This window comes from Pelomonas lactea (genome assembly GCF_043555885.1).
In the GTDB taxonomy this organism is placed as follows: domain Bacteria; phylum Pseudomonadota; class Gammaproteobacteria; order Burkholderiales; family Burkholderiaceae_C; genus Pelomonas; species Pelomonas lactea.
In genome coordinates, this window is sequence record NZ_JBIGHX010000004.1 from 41250 (window position 1) to 63925 (window position 22676).

19 protein-coding genes are annotated in these 22676 nt (G+C 72.5%); 11 read left to right on the forward strand and 8 right to left on the reverse strand.

Going from position 1 to position 22676, the window contains the following annotated elements:
- Nucleotides 1-30: 30 nt before the first annotated feature.
- The 5 genes from ACG04Q_RS13145 (at nt 31) to clsB (ending at nt 4040) form a co-directional block, all read left to right on the forward strand.
- The gene (locus ACG04Q_RS13145) at nt 31-441 is read left to right on the forward strand and encodes a PaaI family thioesterase (protein ID WP_394511385.1); all 411 of its coding nucleotides are present in this window, start codon (nt 31-33) and stop codon (nt 439-441) included.
- Nucleotides 442-550: 109 nt separating this feature from the next.
- Entirely contained in the window at nt 551-1348 is a 798-nt protein-coding gene (locus tag ACG04Q_RS13150; protein WP_394511386.1) for a CsgG/HfaB family protein, read from the forward strand.
- Nucleotides 1349-1522: 174 nt separating this feature from the next.
- The gene (gene nudB / locus ACG04Q_RS13155) at nt 1523-1996 is read left to right on the forward strand and encodes a dihydroneopterin triphosphate diphosphatase (protein WP_394511387.1); all 474 of its coding nucleotides are present in this window, start codon (nt 1523-1525) and stop codon (nt 1994-1996) included.
- Nucleotides 1993-2781: an endonuclease/exonuclease/phosphatase family protein gene (locus ACG04Q_RS13160; protein WP_394511388.1), complete on the forward strand. Its 789-nt coding sequence runs from the start codon at nt 1993-1995 to the stop codon at nt 2779-2781. Before nudB ends, ACG04Q_RS13160 begins: the two co-directional genes overlap by 4 nt.
- Nucleotides 2778-4040 (forward strand): cardiolipin synthase ClsB, encoded by a 1263-nt coding sequence (gene clsB / locus ACG04Q_RS13165; RefSeq protein ID WP_394511389.1) that lies wholly within the window; start codon nt 2778-2780, stop codon nt 4038-4040. Before ACG04Q_RS13160 ends, clsB begins: the two co-directional genes overlap by 4 nt.
- On the opposite strand, the gene ACG04Q_RS13170 is transcribed toward clsB, so the two are convergent.
- The 3 genes from ACG04Q_RS13170 to hutU all read right to left on the reverse strand — a co-directional run bounded on the left by ACG04Q_RS13170 (nt 4034) and on the right by hutU (nt 8650).
- Nucleotides 4034-5230 (reverse strand): alpha/beta hydrolase, encoded by a 1197-nt coding sequence (locus ACG04Q_RS13170; RefSeq protein ID WP_394511390.1) that lies wholly within the window; start codon nt 5228-5230, stop codon nt 4034-4036. The genes clsB and ACG04Q_RS13170 overlap by 7 nt on opposite strands.
- A gap of 175 nt (nt 5231-5405) precedes the next feature.
- A complete protein-coding gene (gene hutH / locus ACG04Q_RS13175) occupies nt 5406-6911 on the reverse strand; it encodes a histidine ammonia-lyase (RefSeq protein ID WP_394511391.1) in 1506 nt (501 codons plus the stop codon).
- Complete coding sequence (gene hutU, locus ACG04Q_RS13180) at nt 6908-8650, reverse strand: urocanate hydratase (RefSeq protein WP_394511392.1); 1743 nt, start codon at nt 8648-8650, stop codon at nt 6908-6910. Before hutU ends, hutH begins: the two co-directional genes overlap by 4 nt.
- A gap of 67 nt (nt 8651-8717) precedes the next feature.
- On the opposite strand from hutU, the gene hutC reads away from it, so the two are divergent.
- The 6 genes from hutC (at nt 8718) to ACG04Q_RS13210 (ending at nt 15011) form a co-directional block, all read left to right on the forward strand.
- Entirely contained in the window at nt 8718-9437 is a 720-nt protein-coding gene (hutC, locus tag ACG04Q_RS13185) for a histidine utilization repressor (RefSeq protein ID WP_394511393.1), read from the forward strand.
- Nucleotides 9438-9535: 98 nt separating this feature from the next.
- Nucleotides 9536-10084, forward strand: a complete 549-nt coding sequence (locus tag ACG04Q_RS13190) for a HutD/Ves family protein (RefSeq protein WP_394511394.1) — start codon at nt 9536-9538, stop codon at nt 10082-10084.
- Nucleotides 10081-11253, forward strand: coding sequence for an imidazolonepropionase (hutI, locus tag ACG04Q_RS13195; protein WP_394511395.1), 1173 nt, complete (start codon nt 10081-10083; stop codon nt 11251-11253). The genes ACG04Q_RS13190 and hutI overlap by 4 nt, the downstream gene beginning before the upstream one ends.
- Nucleotides 11250-12050: an N-formylglutamate deformylase gene (gene hutG, locus ACG04Q_RS13200; RefSeq protein ID WP_394511396.1), complete on the forward strand. Its 801-nt coding sequence runs from the start codon at nt 11250-11252 to the stop codon at nt 12048-12050. Before hutI ends, hutG begins: the two co-directional genes overlap by 4 nt.
- Entirely contained in the window at nt 12038-13423 is a 1386-nt protein-coding gene (gene hutF / locus ACG04Q_RS13205; RefSeq protein ID WP_394511397.1) for a formimidoylglutamate deiminase, read from the forward strand. Before hutG ends, hutF begins: the two co-directional genes overlap by 13 nt.
- 34 nt (nt 13424-13457) lie before the next feature.
- Nucleotides 13458-15011: a methyl-accepting chemotaxis protein gene (locus ACG04Q_RS13210; protein ID WP_394511398.1), complete on the forward strand. Its 1554-nt coding sequence runs from the start codon at nt 13458-13460 to the stop codon at nt 15009-15011.
- A gap of 91 nt (nt 15012-15102) precedes the next feature.
- On the opposite strand, the gene ACG04Q_RS13215 is transcribed toward ACG04Q_RS13210, so the two are convergent.
- The 5 genes from ACG04Q_RS13215 to ACG04Q_RS13235 form a co-directional block, all read right to left on the reverse strand.
- Nucleotides 15103-18189, reverse strand: a complete 3087-nt coding sequence (locus tag ACG04Q_RS13215) for an efflux RND transporter permease subunit (protein ID WP_394511399.1) — start codon at nt 18187-18189, stop codon at nt 15103-15105.
- 12 nt (nt 18190-18201) lie between these two features.
- Nucleotides 18202-19296, reverse strand: coding sequence for an efflux RND transporter periplasmic adaptor subunit (locus tag ACG04Q_RS13220; protein ID WP_394511400.1), 1095 nt, complete (start codon nt 19294-19296; stop codon nt 18202-18204).
- A 184-nt stretch (nt 19297-19480) separates the two neighbouring features.
- Nucleotides 19481-20893 (reverse strand): efflux transporter outer membrane subunit, encoded by a 1413-nt coding sequence (locus ACG04Q_RS13225; RefSeq protein ID WP_394511401.1) that lies wholly within the window; start codon nt 20891-20893, stop codon nt 19481-19483.
- Nucleotides 20890-21528, reverse strand: a complete 639-nt coding sequence (locus ACG04Q_RS13230; protein ID WP_394511402.1) for a TetR/AcrR family transcriptional regulator — start codon at nt 21526-21528, stop codon at nt 20890-20892. The genes ACG04Q_RS13225 and ACG04Q_RS13230 overlap by 4 nt, the downstream gene beginning before the upstream one ends.
- A gap of 93 nt (nt 21529-21621) precedes the next feature.
- Nucleotides 21622-22659 (reverse strand): asparaginase, encoded by a 1038-nt coding sequence (locus ACG04Q_RS13235; protein ID WP_394511403.1) that lies wholly within the window; start codon nt 22657-22659, stop codon nt 21622-21624.
- Nucleotides 22660-22676: the final 17 nt, after the last annotated feature.

Genomic DNA, 22676 nt, shown 5'->3' on the forward strand with positions numbered 1-22676 from the left:
TACGATGCCCGGCGCATCACAGGAGACCCCATGCCCGACAGCGCCCAGTTCAACCAGGCCGGCGCCCATCATCTGCCGGGCTATCTCGGCATCGTCATCACCCACGTCGACGGTGCCGAGGTGCACGCCGAGCTGCCGGTGCGCACCGAGCTGATGGCGCCCAACGGCTTCCTGCACGCCGGCAGCGTCGTCACGCTGGCTGACACCTGCGCCGGCTATGGCTGCTTGGCCAACCTGCCCGAAGGCGCCGTGGGCTTCACGACCGTGGAGCTCAAGTCCAACCACCTCGGCACCGCGCGCGAGGGCACCGTGGCCTGCGTCGCCCGGGCCGTGCACCTGGGCCGCACGACGCAGGTCTGGGACGCCACCGTCACCCACAAGGACAGCGGCAAGACGATGGCGCTGTTCCGCTGCACGCAGATGGTGCTGTACGCCAAGTGAGCAGCCCCGCGGACGGGGGAGGGCGCCGGCGCGCGTCACATGTTCTAGGGGCGGGCGGGGGCGCCGACGCAGGCAGACTCGCCGCTCGTTTCCTGCAACGTACCGCCACATGAACGTCCGCCCCCTGCTCGCCCTTCCTGTCGTCGCCCTGCTGCTGGCCGCCTGCGGCAAGTCGTCTACGTCGCTGGGCGAGGGCGGCTCGGTCATCACCGGTTCGGCCGGTGCGGCCGGCGCGCACAACGCGGCCCGTGAACTCATCAAGTGCGACGCGCCGGTGGCGACGATGGCGCTGGTGGAGAACCCCAACGGCTACAGCTATTCCAGCAGCTACCAGCTGCCGTCCAGCCCCGTGCCGCTGGTGCGGCTGCTGGCGCAGCAGAGCGGGTGCTTCCGCGTCGTCGACCGCGCGGCGGGCCTGAAGGCCACCGTGCGCGAGCAGGAGCTGAAGGACGCCGGCATTCTGCGCAAGGACGGCAACACGGTGACCAAGGGCAAGGGCTACGAGGCGCAGTACAGCCTGACGCCCAGCCTCACCTTCAGCGAGCAGGACGCCGGTCGCCAGGTCGGCAGCATCCTGCAGGCCATTCCCTACCTGAACAAGCTCGTCGGCGCGGCCGAGCACGTCAAGATGAAGCAGGCGCAGGCCGCGCTGCTGCTGACCGACAACGAGACCACCGAGCAGATCGCCGCGGCCACCGGCTCGGTGGAGGTGGCCGACCTGGGCGTGGGCGGCGCGATGGTGGGCAAGCTGGGCGGCGCCGCGGGTGCGGGCTGGAGCAATTCCAACGAGGGCAAGGTCATCGCCGCCGCCTTCCTGGACGCGCACAACCAGCTGGTCGTGCAGGTGCGTGCGCTGCAGGCCAAGGAGCTGCCGCCCGAGGTCAAGCGCAAGGCGCAGGGCGGCTGAACCAGCTGGCCCCTCGTCCAGGCTCGCCCTGCTGAACGCGGGCGGGCCTGGACGGTCCCCCGTGGGGACGGCGATGCTTGCGGCGTCGAGCCGCAAGCACATCGCCCGACGGGCCGGCTTGGGGCGGCCCGGCGCTCGGCCCGGAGGGATGCGGGCCGCGGCTATGCTGGAAGCATGCAGTCGGCCAAGCCTTTCAAGATTCCCGAATCGGTCCTCGTCGTCATCCACACGCCGGACCTGCAGGTGCTGCTCATCGAGCGCGCCGACCACCCCGGTTACTGGCAGAGCGTCACCGGCTCCAAGGACGCACCCGACGAACCGCTGGCCGAGACCGCGCGGCGCGAAGTGATGGAAGAGACGGGCTTCGACATCGCCGCGCTGGGAGGCGAGCTGCGCGACTGGCAGCTGGCCAACGTCTACGAGATCTACCCGCACTGGCGGCACCGCTACGCGCCGGGCGTCACGCGCAATACCGAACACGTTTTCGGCCTACAGCTGCCGGCGCCGCTGACGCCGACACTGGCGCCGCGCGAGCACCTCGCCTGGCAATGGCTGCCGTGGCACGAAGCGGCCGACCGCTGCTTCTCGCCGTCCAACGCCGAGGCCGTGCTGCAGCTCCCGCGTTTTGCTGCCCTGTCCACGCCATGAGTCCCACCCGCCTCTCCCCGCATGCCCCGGGCGACGTGCTTCGCGTCGCCACCTACAACATCCACAAGGGCGTGCGCGGCCTGGGGCCCGCCAAGCGGCTGGAGATCCACAACCTGCAGATGGGCGTGGAGGCGCTGGACGCCGACCTCGTCTGCCTGCAGGAGGTGCGGCTGTTCCACCACCGCGAGGCGGCCTATTTCGACCGCACCTGGTTCGGCTGGCCGGAGAAGGGCCAGGCCGAGTTCCTGGCGCCCGAGGGCTACGAGGTGGCCTACCGCACCAACGCGACGACGAAGTACGGCGAGCATGGCAACGCGCTGCTGTCGCGCTGGCCCATCGGCGACGTGGGGCATCACGACGTGTCCGACCATGCCTTCGAGCAGCGCGGCCTGCTGCATGTGCCGGTGCACTGGCAGGGCGGCGTCGTGCACGTCGTCGTCGCGCACTTCGGGCTCATCCATGCCAGCCGCGTGCGCCAGGTCGAGCGGCTGGCCGTGTTCGTGCGCGACCATGTGCCCGAAGGCGCGCCGGTGCTGGTGGCCGGCGACTTCAACGACTGGGGCGAGCGGCTGGACACGGCCATGCGCGCGCACGGCCTGCGCCGCGCGGCCACGCCCACGGGCCGCGCGCGTGCGGCGACCTTCCCGTCCCGGCTGCCGGTGTTCGCGCTGGACCGGGTCTACACGCGCGGGCTGCGCTGCACGGGCGTGCAGGTGCCGCGCGGCCCGAGCTGGGCCCGCATGTCGGACCACCTGCCGCTGGTGGTCGAGCTGGTCCCCGAATGATGGGGCTGGGCGCGCTGCGGCGGCGCCGGCAGCGGGCTGCCGACACCGGCTTCGTCGGTGGCAACGAGGTGGAGCTGCTGCGCGGCGGCGACCAGCTGTTCCCGCGCATGGAGGCCGCCATCCGCCAGGCGCGCAACGAGGTCTGGCTGGCCACCTACATCTTTCACGACGACGCGACGGCGATGGCGCTGGCCGACACGCTGCTGGCCGCCGACCGCCGCGGCGTGCGCGTGCGGCTGGTGGTGGACGGCTTCGGCAGCAACGGCAGCCTGGCCTCGCTGCGCCAGCGCTTCGCCGGCAGCGGCGTCGCCTTCGCCGTGTTCCGGCCCATGGACCGCTGGTGGCGCTGGTTCCAGCGCGGCCAGCTGCGGCGGCTGCACCAGAAGCTGTGCGTCGTCGACAACGAGCATGCCTTCGTCGGCGGCATCAATGTCATCGACGACCGCATCGACCTGCGCCATGGCGCCGCCGACCTGCCGCGGCTGGACTTCGCGGTGCACGTGAGCGGCGGGCTGGTGGACGAGGTGGCGCAGAGCGTGCGCTCCATCTGGTCGCGGGCTTGGCTGGGGCGCGACTTCGACGACGCGCTGCTGGACTACGTGCCGCTGCGCCGCCGCTTCGGCCTGTGGCTGACGCAGCTGTGGCGCGGCCCGCAGCGCCTGCCCGAGGCCGTGCCGCGGCTGGCGCCGGTGTGTGCGGCCTTCGTGCTGCGTGACAACCTGCGCCGGCGCCGCACCATCGAACACGCGTACGCCGACGCGATCCGCAACGCGCGACGCAGCGTGGACATCGTCTGCCCCTACTTCTACCCGGGCCAACGCATCCGCCAGGCGCTGCGCAGCGCGGCGGACCGCGGCGTGCGCGTGCGCCTGCTGCTGCAGGGCAAGCTGGACTACCAGCTGGCCGGCTGGGCCGCCGAGGCGCTGTACGCCGACCTGCTGCGCCACGGCGTCGAGATCTACGAGTACACGCCGGCCTTCCTGCATGCCAAGGTCGCCGTCGTCGACGGGCACTGGGCCACGGTGGGCAGCTCCAACATCGACCCGCTGTCGCTGCTGGTCAACCTGGAGGCCAACGTCGTGGTGCTCGACAGCGATTTCGCGGCGCGCCTGTCGGGCGAGATCGAGGCGGCGCTGCAGGCGTCCAGCCGTGTCGGCGAGCGCGCGGGCAAGGGCCTGCGGGCAATGCTGCACCGCGCGGTGGTGGTGTGGTTCGCCTACGTCTTCCTGCGCATCGCCGGCGCCGCCGGCCGCTACTGAGGGCGGCCGTACAGGAAGTCCAGCATCGCCGGCACGCGCCTCGCCCAGCTGGCTTCGTCGTGGCTGCCGCGCGGGTCTTCGACGAAGCGCAGCCGCTCGCCCGTCCAGCCGCGCTCGCGCAGGCGCTGCGCCAGCTCGCGCGCCAGCACCACGGCCTGTTCGCCCTCCTGGCCGCCCATGTCCACCCACAGCCGCGGCCGGCTGGGCGGTGCGGCAGCCGCCGCGTCGCGCAGCACGAAGCGGTCGTCCCACCAGACGGATGGCGAGACGACCAGCGCGGCGCCGAAGGTGTCGGCATGGTGCAGCGCCAGCCACAGCGACGCCAGCCCGCCGAAGGACGACCCGCCCACGGCCGTGTCCACCGCGCCGGGGCGGGTGCGGAAACGCGCGTCGATGGCCGGCTTGAGTTCCTCGACGAGGAAGCGCGCGTAGGCCGGCAGGCCGCCGCCCTGGCGCTCGCCCGCGGCGCGGCCCAGCCGCTCGGCGGGCACCTGCATGGCCGATGGTGTGTAGTCCAGCGTGCGCGACGCGGTGCTGGCCACGGCGACAACGATGAAGGGCCGCAACCGGCCCTCGCCGATGCCGCGCTGTGCGGCTTCGTCCACCTGCCACTCGGCGCCGGCGGCCTGTGCGTCGAAGACGTTCTGGCCGTCATGCAGGTACAGCACCGGGTAGCGGGTGTTGGTGTCGCGTTCATAGCCCGGCGGCAGCCAGACCTGCACGTCGCGCGGCTGCACGTGGGCCGAGGCGACGACGCCCAGCCGCTCGATGCGGCCCGTGCGCGATGGCGGCACGTCCGCCGGCGCGGCGCCGAAGGCGCGGGCCACGCGCAGCTCGCCGCCGGTCAGCAGCAGCGCGTGGTTGCGGCCCGGCTCCCAGCCGGCATCGTTGGGCTGACCGGGCCCGCGCTCGATGCGGAACTTGTAGGCCAGCGGCTGACCACCCGTGGCGTCGTCCGGCAGCGTCAGCCGCAGCGCGTAGCGGCCCGGCACCGGGCCCGGCGAGGCCAGCAGCGGCCGGTCCCATGACAGCGGCGCCGCGGCGCCACGCAGGCCCAGGCGGTCACGGGCCGGGTCGAAGCGGCCGGCGGCGATCTCGTCGCGGAGGTCCACGTCGAACACCAGCGTGGTGTCGGCTACGGCACCGCTGCCGAGGGCGGCCAAGAGCAGGGCAGAGGCGAGTGAGCGCATCGCGCGAGCGTAGGCGACGCGGCGTGGCCTGCCATCCGTCATGGGGCGGCGCCGGCGTGCCTGGCGGCATTGGCGGCTCCAGCGCGCCTGCGTCGGGCGCGCGGCGCCGCAGCAGCTCGCGCGCCGGCGGCCACGCTGATGGTGAGGCCGGCGATGGGCCGGCCGGCCGCCGCTCTCAGCCGCCGAATGCCGGTGCGCCGGGGGCGGCCAGCGCGCCGGCCTGCACCAGCGCCGTCGCGCGCTCGATGTCGGGCGCGAGGTAATGGTCGGCCGGCATGCTGGCGCAGTCGGCGCGCAGGCGCTGGTGCAGCGCCTCCACTGGCGCCGAGCTGCGCAGCGGGCGCAGGAAGTCGATGCCCTGCGCGGCCGCCAGCATCTCGATGGCGACGATGTGGGCCGTGTTGTCCAGCATCGCGTGCAGGCGGCGCGCGGCGAACGTGGCCATGGAGACGTGGTCTTCCTGGTTGGCGCTGGTGGGCAGGCTGTCGACGCTGGCCGGGTGGGCCAGGCTCTTGTTCTCGCTGGCCAGTGCCGCGGCCGTCACGTGGGCGATCATGAAGCCGCTGTGCAGGCCGGCGTCGGCCGTCAGGAACGGCGGCAGGCGCGAGATGCCGGGGTCGATCAGCATCGCGATGCGGCGCTCGGCGATGGCGCCCACCTCGGCGATGGCCAGCGCCAGGTTGTCCGCCGCGAAGGCCACCGGCTCGGCGTGGAAGTTGCCGCCGCTGATCATGCTGTCGTCGAACACCAGCGGGTTGTCGGTCACCGCATTGGCTTCGCGCACCAGCACCTGCGCCGCGTGGCGGGCCTGGTCCAGGCAGGCGCCCATGACCTGCGGCTGGCAGCGCAGGCAGTACGGGTCCTGCACGCGCTCGTCGCCCTCGCGGTGGCTGGCGCGGATGGCGCTGCCGGCGGCCAGCGCGCGGTACACCGCCGCAACCTCCATCTGCCCGGGCTGGCCGCGCACCGCGTGGATGCGCGCGTCGAACGGGCCGTCGCTGCCGCGGGCGGCGTCCAGCGTCATCGCGCCGCTGGCCAGCGCCGTCGCGAACAGGTCCTCGAAACGGATCAGTGCATGCAGCGCCAGCGCGGTGCTGGCCTGCGTGCCGTTGATGAGGGCCAGGCCTTCCTTGGCGGCCAGCGTCAGCGGCGCGAGGCCCAGGCGGGCCAGCTCGTCGCGGGCCGACACGCGCTGGCCCTTCACCAGCGCCTCGCCTTCGCCCATCAGTGCCAGCGTCAGGTGGGCCAGCGGGGCCAGGTCGCCGCTGGCGCCGACCGAGCCCTTCTCGGGCACGTACGGGATGAAGCCGGCGTTGAACGCGTCCAGCAGCGACTGCACGACGACGCGGCGCACGCCCGAGAAGCCGCGCGCCAGGCTGCCGGCCTTGGTGGCCAGCATCAGCCGCACGACCTCGGGGCTCATCGGCGCGCCGACGCCGACCGCGTGACTGCGGATGAGGTTGAGCTGCAGCGCGGCGAGCTGGTCCTTGGCGATGCGCGTGCTGGCCAGCTTGCCGAAGCCCGTGTTGACGCCGTAGACCGGCGCATCGCCCGCGGCCGCCGCGGCGACGAGCGCGGCGCTCTGGTCGACGGCCGTCCAGTCGTCGAGCTGCAGCTCGGCGCGGCCGGCGGCGATGTCGGCGAGCTGGGCGAGGGTCAGGTGTCCGGGGATGAGTTTCATAGCGAAGGGAGGTTCAGTTCGTTCTTGCGGGCGCAGTCCGCGGCGGACGGGTAGCCGGCGTCGGCATGGCGCATGACGCCAGTGGCCGGGTCGTTCCACAGCACGCGCGACAGGCGCTGCGCGGCGGCGTCGCTGCCGTCGGCCACGATGACGACGCCCGAGTGCTGCGAGTAGCCCATGCCCACGCCGCCGCCGTGGTGCAGGCTCACCCACGTCGCGCCGCCGGCGGTGTTCAGCAGTGCGTTCAGCAGCGGCCAGTCGGACACGGCGTCCGAGCCGTCCTGCATGCCCTCGGTCTCGCGGTTGGGGCTGGCGACGGAGCCGCTGTCCAGGTGGTCGCGGCCGATGACGATGGGCGCCTTCAGCTCGCCGGTCCTGACCATCTCGTTGAAGGCCAGGCCGGCGAGGTGGCGCTCACCCAGGCCCAGCCAGCAGATGCGCGCCGGCAGGCCCTGGAAGGCGATGCGCTCGGCGGCCATGTCCAGCCAGCGGTGCAGCGCCGCGTAGTCCTTTGTGCCCCCTGAGCTGTCGCTTCGCGCCAGCCCCCCCGAGGGGGTGCCGGCGCCTTGGGGGCGGCCCTGCGGCGCCTTGGGGAACAGTTCCTTCAGCTTGGCGTCCGTCTTGCGGATGTCCTCGGGGTCGCCCGACAGCGCCACCCAGCGGAACGGCCCCTTGCCCTCGCAGAACAGCGGCCGCACATAGGCCGGCACGAAACCGGGGAAGTCGAACGCGTTGGTGACGCCCTGGTCCTTGGCGACCTGGCGGATGTTGTTGCCGTAGTCCACCGTCGGGATGCCTTGCGCCTTGAAGGCCAGCATGGCCGTCACGTGAGTGGCGCAGCCGGCGGCGGCGGCGGCCTTCAGTTCGGCGTGGCGGGCCGGGTCGCTGGCCGCGGCCTTCCACTGCTCGACGCTCCAGCCCGGCGGGCAGTAGCCGTGGATGAGGTCGTGGGCGCTGGTCTGGTCGGTCACCAGGTCGGGTTTCACGCCACGCTTCACCAGCTCCGGCAGCACCTCCGCCGCGTTGCCCAGCAGCGCGATGGACTTGGCCTCGCCGGCGGCCGTGTACTTCGCGATGCGGGCCAGCGCGTCGTCCAGGTCGGTGGCCTGCTCGTCGACATAGCGGGTCTTGAGGCGGAAGTCGATGCGGCTCTGCTGGCACTCGATGTTCAGCGAGCAGAAGCCCGCGAACGTGGCGGCCAGCGGCTGCGCGCCACCCATGCCGCCCAGGCCGGCCGTCAGGATCCAGCGGCCCTTGGCCACGCCGCCGTAGTGCTGGCGCGCGGCCTCCGCGAAGGTCTCGTAGGTGCCCTGCACGATGCCCTGGCTGCCGATGTAGATCCAGCTGCCGGCCGTCATCTGGCCGTACATCATCAGGCCCTTGCGGTCCAGCTCGTGGAAGTGCTCCCACGTGGCCCAGGCCGGAACCAGGTTGGAGTTCGCCAGCAGGACGCGCGGCGCATCGGGATGCGTGCGGAACACACCGACCGGCTTGCCGGACTGGATGAGCAGCGTCTCGTCGTCGCCCAGCTCGCGCAGCGACTTGAGGATGGCGTCGAACGCGTCCCAGTTGCGCGCCGCCTTGCCGATGCCGCCGTAGACGACCAGCGCGTCCGGGTTCTCGGCCACGGCGGGGTCGAGGTTGTTCTGCAGCATGCGGTAGGCCGCCTCGGTCAGCCAGCTCTTGCAGCTGAGTTGCGTGCCGGTGGGGGCCTTGACGGGGCGGGGCAGGGCGTTCATCTGGACTCCTTGAAAGCGGAGCGGACTCTAGTTGTCTATACAAGTCAAGTCAACTAGCATGCGGTCCATGCCCAGAACCGCATCCAGCCCCGAACCCCAGTACCTCAAGGTCAAGAACCATCTGCGCGAAGGCATCGCCAGCGGCCACTGGGTGGCCGGCGACCTGCTGCCCAGCGAGGGCGCACTGGTGGCGCAGTTCGAGGTCAGCCGCATGACCGTGAACCGCGCGCTGCGCGAGCTGGTGCAGGAGGGGCTGATCGAGCGCGTGCAGGGCGTGGGCAGCTTCGTCGCGCAGCTGCACCGCATCTCCAGCACGCTGAACGTGCGCGATGTGCATGAGGAGATCCTGGAGCGCGGCGGCCAGCACGAGGCGCGCGTGCACGCGCTGCTGCGCGGCAAGGCCTCGCCGCAGCAGGCCGCCGAGCTGGGCCTGAAGCGCGGCGCGCCGGTGTTCCTCAGCCTCATCGTGCACCTGGAGAACGGCCACCCCATTCAGTGCGAGGAGCGCGCCGTCAACCCGGCCTGCGCGCCGGACTACCTGCAGCAGGACTTCACGCGCGTCACGCCCACGCACTACCTGCTGGACGTGGCGCCGCTGTCCGAGGCGCGTTACATGATCGAGGCGGCGCTGCCTGGCGAGGTGGAGGCCAAGCTGCTGGGCATCGGCCGGCGCGACCCCTGCCTGGTCGTCAAGCGCATCACCTACAGCCGCGGCGTGGCGGTAACCTCCGTGAAACTGACCCACCCCGGGGCACGTTACCAATTGCAAGGGAGCTTCTCGGCATGAGCTTTGCCGCCGGGAGCTGCGGAGAATGCGCAGTTCCCTGCAGAGCAGGGCCAAGGGCGGCGGTGGTGGCACCGCAGCCCCATTGCAAGGGTGAGAACATGAGTTGGAGCAAGGTCAGCGCGGCGGATGTGCAGCCGCAGGCCTGGAAGAACCAGGGCGGCACGACGCGCGAGCTGCTCGCCTGGCCGCACGCGCACGACTGGGCGCTGCGCATCAGCGTGGCCCGCGTGAGCCGTGACGGGCCGTTTTCCGCCTTCCCCGGCGTGCATCGCTGGCTGGCGGTCATTGGCGGCGCAGGGCTGCGGCTGTTCGACTGGCCGCAGAGCATCGGCGACGAGCCGTTGCGTTTCGACGGCGGCCTGGCGCCCGAGGCGGCGCTGATCCGCGGCGAGACGGACGTCTTCAACGTCATGGAGCGCCGCGGCAACCTGGAGGTGGAGCCGGCCAGCCATGTGCTGCTGCCGCGCACGCCGTGGGTGGGCCTGTTCACCGTGGAGGGGGGGCTGCTGGAGCACGGCCACCGCGCGATGCCGCTGGCGCCGCTGACGCTGGCCTGGTGCGAGGCGCCGGCCGCGCAGAGCTGCGTGTTCACCGGGCCCGACGCGACGGGCAGCCATGCGTGGTGGCTGACTTGGAGCGGTGAATGAAGTTGTGGCGAGGGGGGCGGCTGGCCACGCTGGCCGGCGATAGCGGCTGGGGCCTCATCGACGACGGCGCGCTGCTGGTGGACGGCGGCCAACTGCGCTGGGTCGGCCCCAGTGCCGAGGCGCCGCCGGCCGACGAGGTTGTCGAGCTGCACGGCGCGCTCGTCACGCCGGGCCTGGTGGACTGTCACACGCATCTCGTCTACGGCGGCAACCGCGCGAACGAGTTCGAGCAGCGCCTGCACGGCGCGAGCTACGCCGACATCGCCAAGGCCGGCGGCGGCATCCGCTCGACGGTGGCCGCCACGCGTGCCGCCACCGAGGCCGAGCTGCTGACCGGCGCCGCGAAGCGCGCGCTGGCCTTGGCGCGCGAGGGCGTGACGACGCTGGAGGTGAAGTCCGGTTACGGGCTGGATGCGGCCACCGAGGCGCGCATGCTGCGCGTCGCGCGCCAGCTGACCGGCGTGGACGTGCGCACCACCTACCTCGCCGCGCACGCGCTGCCACCCGAGTTCGCCGATGCCGACGCCTACATCGCCGCCGTCTGCGACTGGCTGCCCGCGCTGCACGCGCAAGGCCTGGTGGACGCGGTGGACGCCTTCTGCGAGCACATCGCCTTCAGCCCGGCGCAGGTGCGGCGTGTGTTCGATGCGGCGAAGGCGCTGGGTCTGCCCGTCAAGCTGCACGCCGAGCAGTTGAGCGACCAGGGCGGTGCGCAGCTCGCCGCCGGCTACCGCGCGCTGAGCTGCGATCACCTCGAGTTCGTCAGCCCCGCCGGCGTGCAGGCCATGGCCGAGGCCGGCACGGTGGCCGTGCTGCTGCCCGGCGCGTTCTACGCGCTGCGCGAGACGCAGCTGCCGCCCATCGCGGCGCTGCGCGAGGCCGGCGTGCGCATCGCCCTCGCCACCGACCACAACCCCGGCAGCTCGCCGACGCTGTCGCCGCTGCTGATGCTGAACATGGCCTGCGTGCTGTTCCGGCTGACGCCCGAGGAGGCGCTGCGTGGCCTCACCGTGAACGGTGCCCGCGCGCTGGGCCTGCGTGACCGCGGCCAGCTGGTGGCCGGGCAGCGTGCCGACTTCTGCGTCTGGGATGCTGGACACCCGCGCGAGCTGGCCGCATGCTTCGGGCATAACCCGCTGACAGAGCGGGTGTTCCAGGGAGTTTCATGAGCGTCTTCCATCTGCAGCGCGGCCGCGTGCCGCTGCTGATCAGCCTGCCGCACGTGGGCACCGACATCCCGCCCGAGCTGGCCGGCCGCCTGGTGCCGCGCGCGCTCGCCAGCGAGGACACCGACTGGCACCTGGAGCGGCTCTACCGCCCCGTTGCCGAGGCGCTGGGCGCCAGCCTCATCGTGCCGCGCTACAGCCGCTACGTCATCGACCTGAACCGCCCGCCCGACGATCAACCGCTGTACCCCGGCGCGTCCGGAGGCACCGGCCTGGTGCCCACGCATTTCTTCACCAGCGAGCCGCTGTACCGCGACGGCGCCGAGCCCGATGCGCTGGAGATCGCCGCGCGCCGCGAGGCCTGCTGGCGGCCGTACCACGACGCGCTGGCCGCCGAGCTGCAGCGCCTGCACGCCGAGCACGGCCGCGCGCTGCTGTTCGACGGCCACAGCATCCGCTCCGAGCTGCCCTGGCTGTTCGACGGCCAGCTGCCGGCGCTCAACCTCGGCACGGCCGACGGCGCGTCGTGCGCGCCGGCCATCACCCAGCGTCTCGGCGCGCTGCTGGCCAGCCAGGCTCGTTACAGCCATGTCGTCAACGGCCGCTTCAAGGGCGGCTACATCACGCGCCACTACGGCCGGCCGGGCGAGGGCGTGCACGCCGTGCAACTGGAGATGTGCCAGCGCTGCTACATGGACGAGGCGCGGGACCCGCGGGAGGCCTATGACGAGGCCGCCGCTGCCCGGGTCGCGCCGCTGATCGAACAGATGCTCACGGAGATGCTGGCATGCCCGGCCTGAAGAAGCTGCACGCCCCGCTCGCCTGGGTGAATGGCGGTTGGCAGCGCGACGTGCTGCTGACGGTGGACGCGACGGGGCACTGGTCCGAGATCAGCGTTAACACCGCCGCGCCGCCGGAGGCCGAGTCGCTGGCCGGTCCGGTCATCCCCAGCCTGGTCAATGCGCACAGCCATGCCTTCCAGCGCGCGTTCGTGGGTCTGGCCGAGCGCCGCGAGGCCGGCGAGGACGACTTCTGGAGCTGGCGCGATCGCATGTACGCGCTGGCGCTGCGCATCTCGCCGCACCAGTTGCGCGCCGTGGCCAGCCAGCTCTATGCCGAGCTGCTGCGTGGCGGCTACACGCAGGTCTGCGAGTTCCACTACCTGCACCACCCGGCGCAGGGGCAGGACTTCGACGACGAGCTGGACATGGCCTGGGCGCTGGCCGCCGCGGCCGAGGACACCGGCATCGGCCTGACGCTGCTGCCCGTCGTCTACACGCGCAGCGGCTTCGACGCGGCGGGCCTGCGCCCCGACCAGCATCGTTTCGCCGCCGATGCCGACTGGGCCTGGCGCGCCTGCCAGCGTGTCAACGCCGCCGGCCTGCCGCGCGTGAACGCCGGCGTGGCGCTGCACTCGCTGCGCGGCGCATCGCCGGCCGACATCTCGCGGCTGCTGAGCCTCGTCGGCGGCGCCGACCTGCCCATCCACATCCACGTCGCCGAGCAGACGGCCGAGGTGGTGGACTGCGTGACGACGACCGGCCTGCGGCCGCTGCAGTGGCTGGCCGAGCATGGCCGCCTGGACCCGCGCTGGCAGCTGGTGCATGCGACGCACGCGGAAGGCTCCGAGATCGAGGCCGTGGCGGCAAGCGGTGCGGGCATCGTCATCTGCCCGGGCACCGAGGCCAATCTGGGCGACGGCTTCGCGGACCTGCCTCGCTGGCTGCATCACAACGTGGCATTGACGGTGGGGTCGGACAGCCAGGTCACGCGTGGCTGGGTGGAGGAACTGCGCTGGCTGGAGTACGGCCAGCGGCTGCTGTACCGGCAGCGCAACATCGCGGCGCTGCCGGGCAGCCAGCCGTCCAGCGCGGCGCGGCTGTTCGAGGCGGCCGTGCAGGGGGGCGCCCGCGCGGCGGGCTTCACCGCCTGGGGTCTGACGCCCGGCGCCCGCGCCGACGCACTGGTGCTCAATCGCGAGGCCGATGGGCTGTGTGGCGTGCCGGACGAGCACCTGCTCGACGCCGTCGTCTTCGGCAGCAACGGCTCGCCGTGGCAGTCCGTCTGGGTGGCCGGGCGGGCGCGGCCGTGGCGGGCGCCGCAGCGCGTCGGCGACGCCTTCCAGCAAGCCATGCGGGATTTGTGGCTTGGCGCGGAGGCGTCCAGCGGCTAGTCTCGCGCCACGATCTTCTGCGGAGGGAGTGGCGATGCAGCTGAGCGATTTCACGATCAAGGCGAGGCTGCTCGCACTCGCCGCGCTGGCGGTGCTGGGCCTGCTGATCGTCGGCCTGCAGGGACTGCGCAGCCTCGCGCAGTCCAAGGCGGAGTTCGTGCACTACGTGGACAACGACGTCGAGTCACTGACACAGCTGGCCGGCATCCGCGCTGGCGTCGGCAACCTGCGGCGCTACGAGAAGGACCTGCTCATCAACCTGGCCGATCCCAAGGCCGTGGAGCGCTACCGCAAGGAGTGGAACGAGACCTTCGACAAGGTCTCGACCAGCCTGGAGCGCATCGGCAAGCTGGACGTCCCGGACGATGTGCGGCGCATGCCCGGGGAGTTGCAGAAGTCCCTGCAGGACTACCGCAGCGGCTTTGGCAGCATCCTGGAGCGGGTGGCCAAGGGCGAGTTCGCCGACACGGCCGCGGCCAACCAGGCCATGGAGCCCGTCAAGGGGCCCGTGCGGGCGATGGACAAGACGCTGGCCGAGATGACCGAGCGCATCGACAAGCACTCGGCCAGCCAGGTGGCGCGGCTGGACGAGCATGAGCGCGGCATCCGGCGCAACCTGATCGCGGTGGTCATCGTGGCGGTGCTGCTGCTGGCGGCCTACACGGCGGTCAACATCAAGTCCATCCTCGCGCCGCTGGCGGCCGCCGTGCAGACGGCCGAACGCATCGCCGGGCACGACCTGAGCCAGCCGGTGCGCGTCGTCGGCAGTGACGAGACGGCGGCGTTGATGCGCGGCGTGCAGGGCATGCAGGACTCGCTCGCCGAGGTCGTCAACGGCGTACGCCAGAGCACCGACAACATCGCCAATGCGTCGCGCGAGGTGGCCACCGGCAGCCAGGACCTCAGCAACCGTACCGAGCAGGCGGCGTCCAACCTGCAGGAGACGGCTTCGGCGATGGAGCAGCTGACGGCCAGCGTCACGCACAACGCCGAGTCGGCGCGCCAGGCCCAGCAACTGGCCAGCGACGCGACCGCCGTGGCGCGCCGCGGCGGCAGCGTCGTGGACGAGGTGGTCGAAACCATGGGCCGCATCAGCGCCTCGTCGGCCAAGATCGCCGACATCATCTCGGTCATCGACGGCATCGCCTTCCAGACCAACATCCTGGCGCTGAACGCGGCCGTGGAGGCGGCGCGGGCGGGTGAGCAGGGCCGCGGCTTCGCGGTGGTGGCCGGCGAGGTGCGCACGCTGGCGCAGCGCTCGGCCGAGGCGGCACGCGAGATCAAGGCACTCATCACGCAGAGCGGCGAGAACGTCGACAACGGCGCCGCCCTCGTCACGCGCGCCGGGCAGACGATGCACGAGATCATCGACGCCATCGCGCGCGTGGGCAGCATCGTGTCCGAGATCAGCCATGCCACCGGCGAGCAGAGCACCGGCATCGGCCAGATCAGCCAGGCCATCGCGGGCCTGGACCAGATGACCCAGCAGAATGCCGCGCTGGTGGAGGAATCCGCCGCGGCCGCGGCCAGCCTGCAGCAGCAGGCGGATGAGCTGACGCGGTCGGTGGCGGTGTTCCGGCTCGGCTGAGCGGCGGGTTCGCGCGGTCCGCAAACAGAACTGCCGTCGCGCAGGACGGCAGTTCAAGGCCCGGGCCCCGGCGGCGGTGCCTGGGGGGGCGTCAGGCGGACGCCGTTGCGTCGTGCGCCTTCGCCTTGCTGCGCGTGAAGCGCTGGATCGTGTCGTCCACCACCTCGTAGAGCACCGGGATCACCAGCAGGCTCAGGAAGGTGCTGGTGATCAGCCCGCCGATGACGACGATGGCCATCGGCGCGCGGAAGCTCGGGTCGGTGCCGAAGCCCAAGGCGATGGGCAGCATGCCCGCGCCCATGGCCAGCGTCGTCATGACGATGGGCCGCGCGCGCTTGTGGCAGGCGTCCAGCAGCGCGTCCAGCCTCGACAGGCCCTGCTCGCGCTGCGCGACGATGGCGTACTCCACCAGCAGGATGGAGTTCTTCGTCGCGATGCCCATCAGCATGATCATGCCGATCATGGCCGGCATGGACAGGTCGGTGCCGGTCACGAACAGCGCCAGGATGGCGCCCGGGATGGACAGCACCAGCGCCCCCAGGATGGTGACCGGCTGCACCCATGCGTGGAACAGCAGCACCAGCACGATGTAGATGCACGCCACGCCCGTGCCCATGGCCAGCGCGAAGCCCTGGCCCAGTTCGGCGAAGGCCTCGGCGTCGCCCACCTCGGCCTTCGTGATGCCCGGCGGCAGCGTGGCGATGCTGGGCAGCCCGTTCGCGGCGGCCTGCACCTCCGACAGCGGCTGGCCGTTCAGCTCGATCTCGAAGTTGACGTTGCGCAGCCGGTCGAAGCGGTCGATCTGCGCCGGGCCGCTGGTCAGCTGCAGCTCCGCCACCTGGCGAACCGGCACCGGGCCGCGCGCGCCGGGCACGGTCAGCTCGCCCAGCAGGGCCAGGTCGGTGCGGGCCGAGTCGGGCAGGCGCACGACGATGGGCACCTGGCGCTGGCTGAGGTTGAGCTTGGGCAGCAGCTGGTCGTAGTCACCCGCGGTGGCGATGCGCAGCGTGTCGGCGATGGCCGCGGTGCTGACGCCCAGGTCGGCCGCGCGGGCCGTGTCGGGCCGCACGATGAGCTCGGGGCGCTGCAGGCTGGAGCTGCTGGTCACCTGGCCGATGCCGGGCAGGCCGCGCAGCTCCTGCTCCACCTTGGCGGCGTGCGCGGCGAGCGCGTCGCCGTCCTCGCCGGCCAGCACGAGCTGGTACTTCTCGTTGGAGCCGCCGAAGGTGACCTTGATGCGCGCGCCGGCGATGGGCTCCAGCCGCTCGCGCAGCTCGCGCTCGATCTGCTGCTTGCTGGTGCCGCGGCGCTCGTGGCGAGGTGTCAGGTTCACCGTCAGCGTGGCCTTGCGCGATTCCGCCGAGCCACCCATGGCGAACGGGTCACCGCCGGCGTTGCCGCCGCCCACGGCCGTGTAGATGAGCTTCACATGCGCATGTGCAGCCGCCGCGGCACGGGCCTGCTCGGCCACGGCGCGCGTCTCCTCGTACGTGCTGCCGGGCGGCAGCTCGATGCTGATCTGCGTCTGGCTCAGGTCATCCGGCGGGATGAAGGCGCCGGGAATCTTGCCCATGAACAGCGGCGCGCAGGCCGCCACGCTGAATGCGGCCGTGAGCGCCAGCGTCTTGCCCTTGTGCGTGAACGCCCAGCGCGCGGCGCGCAGGTAGGCGGGCATCCAGAACGGCTCCTTGTGCTGGCGCTTGGGCGCCTTGAGCACGTAGGCGGCCATCATGGGCGTCAGCATGCGGGCCACCACCAGCGAGAAGAACACCGCGATGGCCGCCGTCCAGCCGAACTGGACGAAGAACTTGCCCACCACCCCGCTCATGAACGCGGTGGGAAGGAACACGGCGATCAGCGTGAAGGTCGTCGCGATGACGGCCATGCCGATCTCGTCCGCCGCCTCGCGGGCCGCCTCCAGCGGCGTCTTGCCCATCGTCAGGTGGCGCATGATGTTCTCGATCTCGACGATGGCATCGTCCACCAGCACGCCGATGACCAGCGACAGCGACAGCAGCGTGATGACGTTGAGCGTGAAGCCCATCCAGTGCATGACGAGGAAGGTGGGAATCGCCGACAGCGGCAGCGCGACGGCGCTGACCAGCGTGGCGCGCCAGTCGCGCAGGAAGAACCACACCACCACCACCGCCAGGAAGGCGCCCTCCAGCAGCAGCGAGACGCTGCCGTCGTAGTTCTCGATGACGGGGTCGACGAAGTTGAAGGCCTCGGTGACGGTGATGTCGGGGTGCGCGGCCTTCAGCTCCTCCAGCGCGGCGCGCAGCCGCTCGGCCACGTCCACCTCGCCGGCGCCCTTGGCGCGCACGATCTCGAAGCCCACCACCGGCTTGCCGTTCAGGAAGGCGCCTGAGCGGCGCTCGGCCAGCGTGTCGCTGACGGCGGCCACCTGGTCCAGCCGCACGCGTCGGCCGTCGGCCAGCGGGATGTCCATCGCCGCCAGCTCGGCCGCGCTCTGCACGGTGGCGATGGTGCGCAGCGACTGCTCGGCGCCGCCCAGCTGGGCGCGGCCGCCGGGCGCTTCCTGCTGCACGTTCTTCAGCTGGCGCGACACCTCGGCCGCCGTGACGCCCAGCGCCAGCATGCGCGGCGGGTCCAGCTCCACACGCAGCTCGCGGCTGACGCCGCCCACGCGCGACACCGAGCCCACGCCGCGCACCGCCAGCAGCCGCTTGGCGACCTGGTTGTCGACGAACCAGGACAGCGCCTCGTCGTCCATCGCGCTGGACGAGACCGTGTAGGTCAGGATGGGCATGCCCGACAGGTTCATCTTCGTGATGACCGGGTCGCGGAGGTCGGCCGGCAGGTCGGCGCGGATCTGCGACACCGCGTTGCGCGTGTCGTCCTGCGCCTCCTGCAATGGCTTTTCCAGGCGGTATTCGACGGTGACCGTGGCCATGCCGTCCTGCACCTTGGTGTAGATGTGCTTGACGCCCTGCACGGTGGCGATCGAGTTCTCGATCTTGCGGGCCACCTCGGTTTCCATCTGCGCGGGCGCGGCGCCCGGCAGCGACGCGCTGACGACGATGGTGGGCAGCTCGATGTCGGGGAACTGCTGCACCTTCATCTGCTTGAAGCCGTACAGGCCGGCCACCGTCAGCATGATGAACAGCATGATGGCGGGCACCGGGTTGGCGATGCTCCAGCGGGAGACGTTGAACATCTCGATGTCTCCTTACTGCGCCACGCGCACCGTGTCGCCGTCGGCCAGGAAGCCGACGCCGGACTCGACGACCGCGGCACCCGCGGCCAGGCCCGAGCGCACCTCGACGCGGTCGGCCTCGCGGCGGCCGATCTGCACCTTCTGCTGGCGCACCTTGGTGCCGTCGATGCGGAAAACGTAGCTGAAGCCGTCGCGCAGCAGCACGGCGCTCTGCGGCAGCGTCAGCGCGGCGCTCTCGCCCAGCACGAAGTCGCCGCGGGCGAACAGCCCGGCGCGCAGTTCGTCGCCGCCCTTCAGGTCCACGTAGACCAGGCCGTTGCGCGTCTGCGCGTCCACCTGCGGCGCGACGCGGCGCACCCGGCCTTCCAGCGCGGGCGCGCCGCTGGGCTGCACGCGCACCTTCTGACCGATCTTCAGTTGTGCGATCTCGGCGCCCGGCACCTCGGCGCGCCACTCCAGGCGGCCCTGGCGCTGCAGGCGGAACAGCTCCTGCCCCGGCTGCACCAGCGCGCCGGGCGTGGCGATGCGGGCGCTGATGACGCCGTCGTCCGGCGCCGTGATCTGCGTGTACGACAGGCGCAGCTGGTCGGCCTGCAGCCGGGCCTTGGCGGCGGCGACGCGGGCCTGCGCGGCGGCGTCGGCGGCGAGCGCCTGGTCGATGGCCTGCGGTGACAGCGCGTCGCTGCCCTGCAGCGTCTTCACGCGCTCGGCGGTCAGGTGGGCGTCGCGCGCCGAGGCCTCGGCCTCCAGCAGCGCGGCCTTCGACGCGGCCAGGTCGGCTTCCAGCGTGCCGGGGCTCAGGCGGGCCAGCAACTGGCCCTTCTTCACGCGGTCGCCGACGTCGACGTGGAGCTGGGCCAGTCGCTGGCCGCCGATCTCGGCACCGATGACGACGTCCTGCCACGCGGCGATGGAGCCGGTGCCCGACAGTGTCTGCGGCCACGTGGCCGACTGCGCCAGCACGCGCTTGACGGTCAGCGCCGGCTTGGGCGCCGCGCTGGCGGCGGCCTGCTGCGCCTCGGCGGGGCCGGACAACGCGATGACGAAGGCCGCGGCCAGCGCGAGCGTCAGGGTGGCGGTGAGGAGGGTGGGGATGCGGGTCTTCATGTCAGTTGTCCAGGGCAATTTGTGGGCTCACGTCATGCGTTCTTGCGGGCCGAGCGCCGGGCCGCTCCCAAGCCGGCCCGCCTGAGGCGATGTGCATGCGGCTCGAGGCCGCTTGCATCGCCGTCCCTTCGGGGGACCGACCGGGCCGGCCTGCGTTCAGCGCGGCCGGACTGGGCGAGGGGCGTCATTCCTTCCAGCCGCCGCCGAGGCTGCGGTACAGGCCGATCCAGGCGAGTGCCTGCTCGGCGCGCACGCCCAGCACGGCGTCGTAGGCGGCCAGGGCGTTGCGGTAGGTCGCGTTGCGTTGCGCGCCGCTCTGCAGCCCGGCCTGGGCCTGGGCGGCGGTGCGCAGTGCGATGCCTTCCCACTCGCGCTTGACGGCGTCCACCTCGCGCTCGCGCTCGGCGCCGGCGGTCACGCGCTGCAGCTGCTGCTCGACCTCGGCCACGGCCTGCTGCCAGCGGGCCTGCAGCCCGGCGGCGGCTTCGTCGGCGGCGGCCTCGGCGCCCTCGGCGCGGGCCTTGCGCAGGCCGGCGTCGAAGATCGGCAGGCTCAGGCTCGGGCCGAACGACCAGGTCGACGCGTTGCTCGTCGCACCGCCGGCGCGCAGCCGCGTCTCGCCGGCCAGCGCGGCCAGGCTGAGCTGCGGCCAGCGCTGCGCCTCCACGCTGCGCTGCGTCTGCACCGCGGCGATCCAGCGCTGGTGCGCGGCGCTCAGGTCGGGGCGCTGGGCCAGCAGCTGCGCCGGCAGCGCGGTCACGTCGAAGGCCGGCGCGCGCGGCTGGCTGCGGCGCAGGTCGAAGCCCTGCGGGGCCACCGCCGGCGGCGCCAGCTCGGCGGCCAGCGCCTCGGCGCGCTCGCCGCACAGCAACGCCAGCGTCTGCAGCGCGATCTGTGCCTCGGCACGCCACTGGCTGCGGTTGGCCGCGGCGACGGCGCGCTCGGTGTTCAGGATGGCGGCGTCGCTGGTGCTCATCAGCCCGGCCTTCTGCTGTTCGCGGCCCCAGGCGGCGATCTGCTCGGCAAAGCGCGTGTCCAGCTCGGCGCTTTCCTCGCGCGCCTGCGCCAGCCGCAGCTGCACATAGGCCTGCGCCACGTCGGCGGCGAGGCTGACGCGCGCCGCATGCCAGTCGGCCGTTGCCGCATTGGCCTCCGCGGCGCCGGCCTCGGCGGCGGCACGCTGGCCGCCGAACAGGTCGATCTCCCAGCTCGCGTTCAGCGTGCCGCTGGCCGTCGTGGCCGTACCGGCCATGCCGCTGAGGTTGCGGCCGCGCTGGGCCTGCGCGTTGGCCGTCAGCGCCGGCAGCAGCGCCGCGCGCGCCTGGGCGGCGCCGGCCTCGGCCTGGCGGCGGCGCGCGGCGGCCTGGGCCAGCGTGGGACTCTGTGCCTGCGCACGCTCGACGAGACGGGCCAGCGCGGGGTCGCTGAAGGCCTGCCACCAGGCGGCCAGGGCCGTGGTGCTGCCGCCGTGCGGCAGCGGCGAGCGCCAGGTGGCGGGAATGGCGGCCGAGGCGGGCGGCGCGGCGGGCGGCACCGCCGTGCAGGCGGCCAGCAGCGCCAGCAGCGGCGCGGCGAGGAAGAGGGGGCGTCGGGTCATGTGGGCTTGTGGCGGTTGCTTTCGTAGGCCACCAGGGCGCAGCCCCAGTCGGCCAGGCGGTGGCAGGTCTGCTCCAGCAGCGGGTCGTCGGCCAGCAGCTCGGGATGGAAGCTGTCCAGCATCGGGCGGCTCATGGCGTAGTCGTGCGCCATGGCCTGCAGCCCCATGGCGAGCTGGTGGATGGCGGCGTTGGGTTCGGCCATGCCGGCGTGCCGCGCCAGCAGCCGGGCAAAGCGGTCGAACAGCGGGCCCACGTCGCGCGCCACGGTGTCCATGAAGATGGGGCTGGGCGCCTGCATCTCGCGGAAGAACAGCTGCGCGCTGCAGGCGCCGTCGTCGAACAGGAAGGGCTGGAGGAACCGGCGGATGGACTCGTGCAGGCTCAGCTCCCGCGCGTCAAAGCCTTCCAGCAGCTGGGTCAGCTCGGTGACCGGCAGCCGCAGCACCTCGCGGTACAGGCCGTCCTTGTCGCCGAAGTGGTAGTGGATGGCGCCGGGGTTCACGCCGGCGGCGGCGCAGATTTCGCGGGTGGTCACCGCGTCGAAGCCGCGCTCGCCGAACAGGCGCATGGCTTCGGCCAGCAGCCGCTCGCGGGGCGGCTGGGCGTCGGGTGAGGGGGGCTTTGCAGCAGACATGTTGCCGACTGTAAAGCCAATCAAGCGCTTGCTTGGTCTCGTTTTGTATCGTTTTTATTCACGTCTGCCCTGTCGGCGGGCGGGCCGGCGCTCCTAGGGGCGGGCGTGGCCCAGCGCCTGCAGTGCCGCCGTCGGCCGCAGCGAGCCGACGTCCAGCCCGTTCCAGTTGCGCAGCGGGAGGTGGCTGTAGCCGCGCAGCAGCGCGCCCTCGTCGCGCAGCAGCTCCTGCGCGACGGCGGCCATCGCCGCTTCGGCCGCGCGGGCGGCGCCGTCGTCGATCTTCAGCGCCACGCCTAGGCCCAGTTCAGGCAGCGCGGCGCAGTAGACGCCCTCGGCGCCGATCTTGCAGAACAGCCGCTCGCCGAAGGCCTGCATGACGCGGGTGTCGAAGCGGTCCGTGCCGCCCACCATGAACGGCGCACGGGCGGCGGCCTGGCGCAGCCGGCGCGCGGCGCGCGCATTCGCATCGGACAGGCCCTGGCCCGTGCCCGCGCGGGCGAACGCCAGCGCCAGCGCGCGCAGCGGCAGCGCGAACGTGGGGATGGAGCAGCCGTCGATGCCGCGCGGCGCGCGCTCGACGTCCACGCCCGTGGTGGCCGACAGCGCCGCCGACACCTCGCGCATGACGGGGTGGTCGGCGGCGACGTAGCCGCGTGCGAACGCCGCAGGCTCCGCGCCGGCGTTACGCGCCATCGCACAGGCCACGCAGACGAAGCCGCTGTGCTTGCCCGAGCAGTTGTTGTGCAGCGGCGTGGCCACCTCGCCGCGGGCCACCATCGCGCGCAGCACCGGCTCGCGGCCGGGCCACTGCGTGCCGCATTCCAGCGCGCTCGCGTCCAGCCCCAGCCTGGCCAGCACGCCGGCCGCGGTGGCCACGTGGGCGGGCTCGCCGCTGTGCGACGCGCAGGCCAGCGACAGTTCCTCGTCGGTCAGCTGGAAGGTGTCGGCGGCGCCGCTGGCCACCAGCGGCAGGGCCTGCAGCAGCTTGACGGCCGAGCGCGGGAAGACGGGGCGGTCGACATCGCCCAGCGCCGTGTGCACGGCGCCGGACGCGTCGACGATGGCCAGCGCGCCGGCGTGGCAGGACTCGACGGCGCTGCCGCGCAGGACTTCGATGAGGACGGGGTTCATGCGGCCAGTCTAGGCCG